The sequence below is a fragment of the uncultured Thiocystis sp. genome (assembly GCF_903866365.1).
Taxonomy (GTDB): domain Bacteria; phylum Pseudomonadota; class Gammaproteobacteria; order Chromatiales; family Chromatiaceae; genus Chromatium.
This window is the reverse complement of sequence record NZ_CAIPNF010000105.1, coordinates 1-9,942: the sequence shown is the minus strand read 5'-3', so window position 1 is coordinate 9,942 and position 9,942 is coordinate 1. Positions and strand designations below refer to the sequence as shown.

Here is a 9,942-nt window from a genome sequence, read left to right as displayed (position 1 = left end):
GACTGGCCTCAAGCTCCGTCAAAGACTTGGTCCAGGCGGACAAATCCTGCGCTTGGAGCGCCGTCCAGAGGGCATCCCAGTAAACCAGAACGGAATCGGCCGATACCGACGCATCCGCGCGCCACTGTTCCAGCCTCAGATGTTGAAGACCGGCGTGTCGCGCCAGCCCCAGGGTCAGGGGATGATCGCCAACGATCAGGGCGGGCAACGCGCCCGCCAGCGTTGGCAGGCGTCCGCCGCCCCAGGTCCAGAGACCGCTGATGACCGGTCGGCGTCGGCGCTCACGTTCGCGATTGACCGCGCTGTCGAAGAACAGCATCTGCGCCTCGTTCAGCATCCCGGTCCAGCGGGCGGCATCCGCACCGCCATGCAAGTCGCGATCGATCGCGCCGCCGAGCACCCGATGGAGCGGCTGCGTGCACAGGTCCGGGCTCCGCTCGGCCCGCAGATACCAGCGGCCCGGCGTCGGGGCCAGCAGCCGCAGCCCATCGCCCCCGAAATGCTCGTTGAACAAGGCCGTCAGGGCATCGGCCTCGGCGCGATCCGGGGCGATTTCAGCACCCGCGAAGAGCAGCAGCCGATCCCGATCCGCGCGCAGATGCACCGGATCGGCGTGTATCCACCAGGCGTCCAGATCGGCGGTCGGATCCTCGCCGAGGAGACAGAGCGGCGCGGTCGGAAGATCCCGGTCCGACTCGCCGAACACGCCGAATTCGGCGAGCAGAGCGGCCGGCGGATCGGTCGAGACGGCGGCCTGCTTGTCCGCCCGGCTCAACAGCCGATCAAGCGTGGGCGTCTTCGGCAAGGGCTGCGGCACGGTCGGAATCGGCCCCCGCAAGCCGGGGCAGATGAGATGCAGGAGACTGGAACTAGCCATGATTCATGGCGGTCCGCGAACGATTGACCTTCGCCGCAAACGCGCTTGCAACCAAAAACGTGGAGACCCTGACGATGAAAAAACCGAGCAGCAGCGGCAACGCAAGCTGGGTGGCGACCAACGAATCCATCTGATCTTGCGCCAACTCGGGAATGTACGTTCGCAAAACAAAGACATAGAGGATCGTCAGCCAGAACCCGAGCGAGTCCAGCAGAACCGCGACGATAATTCCCCAGATCGAACAACCCGCCGCCAGCGTTAAACAAAGCGTCATCACCGCGATGCTGAGGATCATGCTCAGGATGGCGATTGGCTTTTGCGCTGTATACCAATAATACCAATGGCTTTTGAAGCTCGCTGGCGGTCCGGCGGTCAGCCAATTGGAGACCGCTTGCGTCATCCTCATGTCAGTTTCCTTCGTTTTCACAGTTGACAGCGGCACGGATCCGCCAGTCCCGGCAGCAGATCCGCCTGGATATCCGCGATGTCCTCCAGCCCCACGGCGATGCGCACCAGACCGTCGCCGATTCCGGCCGCGGTCCGCTCCCCGGGGCTCAGGCGTCCATGCGTGGTGGTGGCTGGATGGGTGATGGTGGACTTGGTGTCGCCCAGGTTGGCGGTGATGGACAGCAGCCGGGTGGCGTCGATCAGACGCCAGGCGCCGGTTTGGCCGCCGCGCACGTCGAAGGCGACGATGCCTCCGCCGGTACGCTGCTGGGTGCCGATCAGACGATGTTGGGGGTGCCCGCTCAAGCCGGGATAATAAACGTGCTCCACGGCGGGCTGCCCGAGCAACCAGTCGGCCAGTTGGGCCGCGCCGCGCGCGTGGGCGAGCATGCGCAGTTCGAGCGTTTCGAGTCCCTTGAGAAAGACCCAGGCATTGAAGGGGCTCAGGCTGGGGCCGGCGGTGCGCAGGACGCCAAAGACCTCCTCGCCCACGAGCTTCCGATCGCCGACCACGGCGCCGCCGACACAGCGTCCCTGACCGTCGAGATATTTGGTCGCCGAATGGATGACCAGATCGGCGCCCAGTTCGAGCGGGCGTTGCAGGGCTGGAGTACAGAAACAATTGTCGACCGCCAGCAGACAATCATGGCGGTGGGCGATCTTGGCAAGCTGACGCAGATCCGCCATTTCGGTGAGCGGGTTCGAGGGTGTCTCGCAGAACAGCAGGCGCGTGCGCGAATCGATCGCGGCCTCCCAGGCGTCGGGATCGCTCAACGGCACATAGGCGGTCTCGATGCCGAATCGCGTCAGATATTTGTTGAACAGCATGGTGGTGCTGCCAAACAGACTGCGCGACGAGAGGATCCGATCGCCCGTCTTCAGCAACCCCATGCAGACCGCCAGGATGGCCGCCATGCCCGAAGCGGTGGCCACGCAACGCTCGCCGCCTTCCAGGGCCGCCAGGCGTTCCTCGAAGGCACGCACCGTGGGATTGGTGAAGCGCGAATAGATATTGCCGGCCTGATCCCCGGCGAAGCGCGCCGCCGCCTCGGCCGCGCTCGCGAACACATAGCTGGAGGTAGTGAAGATCGGTTCGCCATGCTCGCCCTCGGGCGTGCGCCGGTGCCCCGTGCGAATGGCGCGGGTGGCGAAGCCTGACTCGATCATTTGACGCTCATCCTCGGGCATAGCCTCTCCAATATCCTCGTTAAAGGTCAATGGTCCGCTGCGCGGACCGAACGCCACTGGCCGGAATGCCGATCGACGCCGCTTGCGAGTGACCGCGAGCCTGAATCAATCAAAACCACGCGGATCGCTCCAAACGCGGTTTAATCGGTATTGCTGAGATCAATGGCGCTCTCGCTGCACGATAAAGCATTGTCCTTGGCGCCATCGTTGCGCCGGGCCTCCAGCGAGGCCAGATAGTCCGGCGTCACATCGCCCGTCACATAGACGCCGTCGAACACCGAGGCATCGAAACGGTCGACATGGCTCTTGCCTTTTTTCTGGACCGCCTCGATCAGATCGCCGAGATCCTGAAAAATCAGCCCATCGGCCCCGAGTTCGCGCGCCACCTCCTCTTCGGTGCGGCCATGAGCGATGAGTTCGCTGGCCGCGGGCATGTCGATGCCATAGACATTCGGATAGCGCACCGGCGGCGCGGCCGAGGCGAAATAGACCCGATGCGCGCCGGCGTCGCGGGCCATCTGGATGATCTGCCGCGAGGTGGTGCCGCGCACGATGGAATCGTCGACCAGCAGTACGTTCTTTTTGCGGAATTCCAGATCGATGGCATTGAGCTTTTGACGGACCGATTTTTTGCGCACCGTCTGACCGGGCATGATGAAGGTACGCCCGATGTAGCGATTTTTGATGAAACCCTCGGCGTAGTTGATCCCGAGCTGATTGGCGAGTTGCAGTGCCGCGGTGCGGCTGGTGTCGGGCACCGGGATCACGACATCGATGTCATGACTGGACCAGTCGCGCTTGATCTTGGCCGCGAGCTTTTTACCCATGCGCGAGCGGGCCTTATGCACCGAGATGTTATCGATGATGGAGTCCGGACGGGCGAAATAGACAAACTCGAAGATACAGGGCGACAGCACCGGCTGGACGGCACACTGGCGGGTATGGAGATGGCCATCGACGGTGATCAGCACCGTCTCCCCTGGCGCGACATCGGCGATGAGTTTGAAGCCGATGGTATCGAGCGCCACGCTCTCGGAAGCGATCATGTACTCCATGCCCTCGGGGGTTTCGCGGCGGCCATAGACGAGCGGCCGGATCCCGTTGGGATCGCGAAACCCGAACACCCCGAAGCCGGGGATCATGGCGACCGCCGCGTAGCCGCCCCGACAGCGCCGATGCACGCCCGCCACGGCCCGGAACACATCCTGCTCGTCGATACGTAGCTTGCCCTGGATCTGCAACTCATGGGCGAAGATATTCAGCAGGATCTCGGAATCCGACTCGGTATTGAGATGTCGCAGGTCATCGACGAAGAGGTCGCGCTTGAGATCCTCGGCATTGGTCAGATTGCCGTTATGCGCCAGCACGATGCCATAGGGCGAGTTGACATAGAAAGGCTGTGCCTCTGCCGAACTGGCCGCCCCGGCGGTGGGATAGCGCACATGCCCCACACCGGTATTGCCGCGCAACTGGATCATGTGACGGGTCTGGAACACATCCCTGGCCAAACCGTTGTCCTTGCGCAAATAGAGCTTGTCGCCCTGACAGGTCACGATGCCCGCGGCATCCTGACCGCGATGCTGCAAGACCAGAAGAGCGTCATAGAGGGACTGATTGACCGGACTTTTGCCGACGATGCCAACGATACCGCACATAGGATCCTCGCCCCTGCCATCGGGTCAGCTGCTCTGCATCGAAACGCGGGCCCGGATTGGAGCCGAGAGCCGAAGGGGCTGCCCCAAGCGGAACCCGAAGGGCTAGCACTTGCTTCGGCTTCGCTCGGCGCGAGGCCGAAGGGATGTAGGGAAATGATTGAGAGCGGGGGAAGGTACCCCAGAACAATGCCAACGATCAACCATGAGGAGCATCTAAAGCTGTTTCATCAGCGCCTGAATGTCGTCGGGCACCATGCCAAAAATCCAATCCGCCAACCCCTGGAAGTGCACGATCAGGCGTGAATCCTGCCATCCAGGGTCACTCGGCAGCGGGGTCAGTGCGGCAAGAAACACCGCCATCGCCACGATCACCGCTCCACGCCCCGCGCCAAAGGCAAAACCCAGCACACGATCGGCTCCGGTCAGACCAGCCTTGTCGACGAACGCGGTCAGGACGGCGCCAAGGATCGCGCCCAGGAGTAGAGTGACGAGCACTAGAGCGATGAAAGCAACCGCAATCCGCACCGACGGCTGCGCGATCTGCGCGACAAGCAGATCGGCAACCTCCCGATGCAAGAGCCAGGCGACGAGCAGAGCGGCGATCCAGACGCCCAGGGAAAGCAGTTCGCGGACGATGCCGCGCGCCAGCCCGACCGATGCGGACAGCGTTACGATCGCGATTATCGAAAAATCGACCCAGTTCATCCCGACTCCCGACCCTTCAGACCAACCGATGTCACGGGAAACGGTCGCACCCCAGGAGAGGATGCGCAGTCGCCCGCGAATTGAGAATTATGGATAGCGCTGGATCAAGGTGTCCAGCTTCTGCTGCTGACGCAGCCTGGTGGCGGCACGCTCGGCATTTGCACGATCCAACTCGGGTCCTACACGCACCCGATAATACAATTTACCGCGGACTTCGGCCTTTTCCACGAAGGCTGGAAAACCGGCATTCCGTAATTTCCGTTCGAGCTCAGCCGCACCCTGGGCGGTCCCCACGCTGGCGACCTGAACGATCCAGGAGGGCATGCCATCGTCCCGCTTCCGAGGCTCCGGCGCGGCGTCATCGGTCTCCTTCGCGACGCGCGGCGGCTTGGCGGACGGACGACCGATCTGGCCGGGCTGCTCGGATGGCGAAGCGCTCTGAGCGACGTCCCTCGCCTGGCTGCTGTCCTGACCGCGCTCGTCGTCCGCCTCCGCGTCAATCGCGCTGTCGGGATTCGCAACGTCGTTGGAGACATTGGGTGGCGGGAGCATCGGCGGTTCGCTTTCGACCGGCAAGCCATCATCCATCGGTTCGGCCATTGGGTCAGTCGTCAAACCTGGCGCAGGCTCGGATCCGGCGCGATGATCGAAGTCTGGTTCGCGCGGAAGAGCACTCTGGACCGACGGTGGCGCCAGCGATTCTTCCTCGAACAACATAGGCACGAAGATAACCGCCAGCGCGATGACCGCAACCGCACCCGCCAGGCGTCTTTTGGCTCCTTCTCGCATAAATACACACCCTGAAGCTAAGCCAGGCGCTGCCCTCAAGGGACCGCGCGATGAAGACGATGGCTTGAGAACCCCATCGTGCCTTGAAGTATAACCTGTGACCGAAAGTCGGAGGAGTTGTCGCCAGCCGCCATGAACGATCAGCGGGTTCGCCGCTCGCACGGGCGGCTTGACGCCTCAAACGAGGTGTTCTGGACATTGCCCCAGGGCCTGACTGACCGTGGTAAATGAACCGACCACCAGCAGACCGTCGCCAGGGGCAGACGCGGCACGGGCGGCAGCTAGCGCCGTCGCCAGTTTGACAAAACACCCCGCCGCCGGTTCCGGCAATACCGCGTCCAGTCTCGCCGCCAGGCGGTCGGCGGGCATCGCGCGCGCATCGTCGCTTTGCGTCAGGAACCACTGCGTAACGAAGGGAAGCAAGGGTCTTGCGATCGCCTCGGGCTCTTTATCGGACAGGACCGCCAGCACGGCGCGCAGTTGGCCGGAACACGCGAAATCCCGCAGGTTCGTCGCCAGGGATTGCGCCGCCGCGCCATTGTGGGCCACATCGAGAATCCAGGTCGGCACGCCCGGAATCACCTGAAACCGTCCCGGCAGCCGGGCACGCTGTAAACCTGTCCGCATGGCGTTGACGGGCACGGGCAAGGATTGGCGCAGACAGAGGAGCGCGCGAATGGCCGCGGCGGCGTTATCGCGCTGGAAGTCGCCACGCAGCGCGGGTATCGGCAAGGCGAGCCGCTCGCCGCTCGCCCCGCGCCAGATCCAACCCGCATCCGCCGTCTCGCGCTCGAATTCGCGTCCGAGTTGAAGCGGCGTAGCGCCCAGACGCAGGGCCTCCTCGCGCAAGCGGCCCGGGGCATCCCGCTGACCGATCACCGCCGGGCGACCGGGGCGAAAGATCCCGGCCTTCTCGACGGCGATCGCGTCGAGCGTCTCGCCCAGCCAGTCGGTATGGTCGCGCCCGATCGAGGTGACCACCGAGACATCGGCATCGAGCAGATTGACCGCGTCGAGACGCCCGCCAAGCCCGACCTCCAACACCGCCAGATCCGGTCTTTCCCGCACAAACAGATCGAGCGCCGCCAGGGTGCCGAACTCGAAATAGGTCAGGGCGATGTCGCCGCGCGCCCGGTCGACCCGCGCGAAGGCATCGCACAGCGCCGCGTCGGAAACGGCTTCGCCGGCGATCCGCACGCGCTCGTTGTAGCGCAGCAGGTGCGGCGAGGTATAACAGGCGCAGCGGTAGCCCGCCGCCTCGACCATGGACTCGATCATGGCCACGCAGGAGCCTTTGCCGTTGGTTCCGCCAACGGTCACGACCGGAAAGGGCACGGGTGTTGGGCCAAGCCGTGCCCAGACCGCCGCCACGCGCTTCAGCCCCAGTTCGATGGTCTTCGGGTGCAGACTCGCCTGCCAGTCAAGCCAGGCATCGAGGGTCGCGAACCGGCGGGTCATTTCAGACCGGAACCACCGTGCGGCAATAGCGGGGTCGGTGGGCCAGGATCGCCAGCAGATCGGCGATCCGCTCGCGCAGGTCGCGACGGTCCAGGATCATGTCCAGCGCGCCCTTTTCCATCAGGAACTCGCTCCGCTGAAAACCCTCCGGCAGCTTTTCATGCACGGTCTGTTCGATGACGCGAGGGCCGGCGAAGCCGATCAGCGCGCCCGGCTCGGCGAGATTCAGATCGCCGAGCATCGCCAGACTGGCGGAGACGCCGCCCATGGTGGGATCCGTCATCACCGAGACGAAGGGTAGCGCGCGCTCGCGCATTCGACCGAGCGCCGCGCTGGTCTTGGCCATCTGCATCAACGAAAAGAGGCTCTCCTGCATCCGCGCGCCGCCGCTGGCGGAAAAACAGACATAGGGCGCGTTCATCTCCAGCGCCGCATCGACCCCGCGGACGAAACGCTCGCCCACGACCGACCCCATGGAACCGCCCATGAAGCCGAACTCGAAGGCGGCCACGACGATGGGCGTGTCCTTGAGCCGGCCGCGCATGACCACCATTGCATCCTTTTCGGAAGACTGCTTCTGCGCTTGGACAAGGCGATCCTTGTATTTCTTCAGATCCTTGAACTTGAGCGGATCCAGCGACTCTAGATCGGCGCCGATTTCCTCACGGTGCTCAGGATCGAGAAAGGCATCCAAACGCCGCCGCGCGCCGATCCGGTTGTGATGATTGCACTTGGGACAGACCTCCAGATTGCGCTCCAACTCGGCGCGATAAAGGATCGCGTGGCAACCGGGACATTTGGCCCAAACGCCCTCGGGAACCGTCCGCTTGGTGCTCGCCTCAATGCGGATGCGGCTCGGGATCAGCTTCTCGAACCAACTCTTGCTCTTGCCCATCGCCTGTTTGAATGCGGCGCCTGCTTCTGGCTCAGTCATGAAATTTACTCCGTCGCCGGTGATTCGGCAGCACAAGCCGTTCGTGGTGAGCCCTGAGCCCGCCGAAGGGTCGAACCATCGACGGCATCAATCGCGTCGCGCAGTCCGGCCAGAAAATCGGCGATCGTCTCGGGAATGCGCTCCGGGGTGTCGGCCAGCGTCTCGATACGACTGACGATGGCGCTGCCGACGATCACCGCATCCGCGCCCCGCGCCACGCTGGCGGCGGTCTCCGGATCCTTGATCCCGAATCCGACCCCCACGGGCAGCGGGATCAGGGATTTGATCAGGCGCACCTGTCCGGCGACGGCCTCGGTATCCAGATGACCGGCGCCCGTCACGCCCTTGACCGAGACATAGTAGACAAAGCCGGAGGCGACACCGCCAATCCGCGCGATGCGCGATTCGGTGGAGGTCGGGGCGAGCAGATAGACCAGATCCAGGCCATGCGACTTCATGGTCTCGATCAGATCGTGCCCCTCCTCCGGCGGCAGGTCGACGATCAGCGCGCCATCCACGCCCGCCGCCTGAGCCTGGCGCGAGAAAGTTTCATAGCCCATGACTTCGATGGGGTTCAGATAGCCCATCAGAACCACCGGGGTCTCGGCATCCCGCGCGCGGAACTCCTGGACCATCCCGAGCACGTTCGTCAGGGATACGCCCTTCGCAAGCGCCCGTTCGGTCGCGCGCTGGATCACCGGGCCATCGGCCATGGGGTCGGAGAAGGGTACGCCCAGTTCGACGAGATCCGCGCCCGCAGCCACCATCGCATGCATCAGCGGGACGGTCACCTCGGGCGCGGGGTCGCCGGCGGTGACGAAGGGGATGAGCGCGGTGCGTCCCCGCTCCCGCAGTTGCTCGAAACGTTGCGCAATCCGACTCATTAAAAATTCCTCGGTTGAAACCTCGCCCGTCAGGGCGAAATCCACTATTCTTCCCGCACTACCGCTGGGCTAGCGGGATGTGAAGTCTGTGGAGAGGGCATAAGACCAAGCGGAGAAGTCTCCGATCGGCACCCTCGGCGAAACAGAAACTCCCGACCGTGAGGTCGAGAATCCGCCTTCTTTAGGAGGAGGAGAAGTCAAAGGACCAACCCGTCGTGGAGTGCGACCGTGTGCATGTCCTTGTCTCCGCGACCGGACAGATTGACCAGGATAATCTGATCCTTGTTCAGGGTCGGCGCGAGTTTGTGCGCGAAGGCCAGCGCGTGACTGGACTCCAGCGCGGGAATGATGCCCTCGGTGCGCGTCAGATGATGGAAGGCCGCCAGCGCCTCGTCATCGGTGACGGCATCGTAGCGGGCACGCCCGCTATCCTTCAGCCAGGCGTGCTCGGGACCGACGCCTGGATAATCGAGCCCGGCCGAGATCGAATGAGTCTCGATGATCTGGCCGTTCGCGTCTTCCATCAGATAGGTCCGGTTGCCGTGCAGCACGCCGGGCCGACCGGCGGTCAGCGGCGCGGCATGATGGCCGGTCGCGATCCCCTCGCCCGCCGCCTCGATGCCGTAAATCTCCACCTCGCGATCCTCGATGAAGGGATAGAAGAGCCCGATGGCGTTGGAGCCGCCGCCCACGCAGGCGACCAGCGCGTCCGGCAGACGCCCGGCACGCTCCAGAATCTGGGCGCGCGCCTCGCGGCCGATCACCGACTGAAAATCGCGGACCATCATCGGATAGGGATGCGGTCCGGCGACGGTGCCGATGATGTAGAAGGTATTGTCAACGTTGGTGACCCAGTCGCGCATCGCCTCGTTGAGCGCGTCCTTGAGGGTTCGCGAGCCGGAGGTGACGGGCACGACGCGAGCGCCGAGCAGACGCATCCGGTAGACATTGGCCTCCTGGCGCGCGATGTCGACCTCGCCCATGTAGACCACGCATTCCAGCCCG

The 9,942-nt window shown here is 64.0% G+C and carries 10 protein-coding genes; all 10 read right to left on the bottom strand.

Annotated elements, in window-relative coordinates:
* The coding region (locus tag QZY07_RS06480; RefSeq protein ID WP_295400810.1) for a phosphoglycerate mutase at positions 1 to 877 on the bottom strand (877 nt) is incomplete at its 3' end.
* Positions 870 to 1,283, bottom strand: coding sequence for a hypothetical protein (locus tag QZY07_RS06475; protein ID WP_295400809.1), 414 nt, complete (start codon positions 1,281 to 1,283; stop codon positions 870 to 872). The genes QZY07_RS06475 and QZY07_RS06480, both read right to left, overlap by 8 nt.
* 17 nt (positions 1,284 to 1,300) lie before the next feature.
* A complete protein-coding gene (locus tag QZY07_RS06470; protein ID WP_295400808.1) occupies positions 1,301 to 2,512 on the bottom strand; it encodes an O-succinylhomoserine sulfhydrylase in 1,212 nt (403 codons plus the stop codon).
* Positions 2,513 to 2,652: 140 nt separating this feature from the next.
* Positions 2,653 to 4,167: an amidophosphoribosyltransferase gene (gene purF, locus QZY07_RS06465; protein ID WP_295400806.1), complete on the bottom strand. Its 1,515-nt coding sequence runs from the start codon at positions 4,165 to 4,167 to the stop codon at positions 2,653 to 2,655.
* Between the two features lie 213 nt (positions 4,168 to 4,380).
* Positions 4,381 to 4,872, bottom strand: coding sequence for a CvpA family protein (locus QZY07_RS06460; RefSeq protein WP_295400804.1), 492 nt, complete (start codon positions 4,870 to 4,872; stop codon positions 4,381 to 4,383).
* Between the two features lie 87 nt (positions 4,873 to 4,959).
* Positions 4,960 to 5,472, bottom strand: a complete 513-nt coding sequence (locus QZY07_RS06455) for an SPOR domain-containing protein (RefSeq protein WP_295400803.1) — start codon at positions 5,470 to 5,472, stop codon at positions 4,960 to 4,962.
* Positions 5,473 to 5,838: 366 nt separating this feature from the next.
* Entirely contained in the window at positions 5,839 to 7,119 is a 1,281-nt protein-coding gene (gene folC / locus QZY07_RS06450; protein ID WP_295400801.1) for a bifunctional tetrahydrofolate synthase/dihydrofolate synthase, read from the bottom strand.
* 1 nt (position 7,120) lies between these two features.
* Entirely contained in the window at positions 7,121 to 8,053 is a 933-nt protein-coding gene (gene accD, locus QZY07_RS06445; RefSeq protein ID WP_295400799.1) for an acetyl-CoA carboxylase, carboxyltransferase subunit beta, read from the bottom strand.
* Between the two features lie 5 nt (positions 8,054 to 8,058).
* Positions 8,059 to 8,937 (bottom strand): tryptophan synthase subunit alpha, encoded by an 879-nt coding sequence (trpA, locus tag QZY07_RS06440; RefSeq protein WP_295400797.1) that lies wholly within the window; start codon positions 8,935 to 8,937, stop codon positions 8,059 to 8,061.
* Between the two features lie 197 nt (positions 8,938 to 9,134).
* Positions 9,135 to 9,942 (bottom strand): tryptophan synthase subunit beta (trpB, locus tag QZY07_RS06435; RefSeq protein WP_295400795.1); only part of this gene is annotated, 808 nt, incomplete at its 5' end.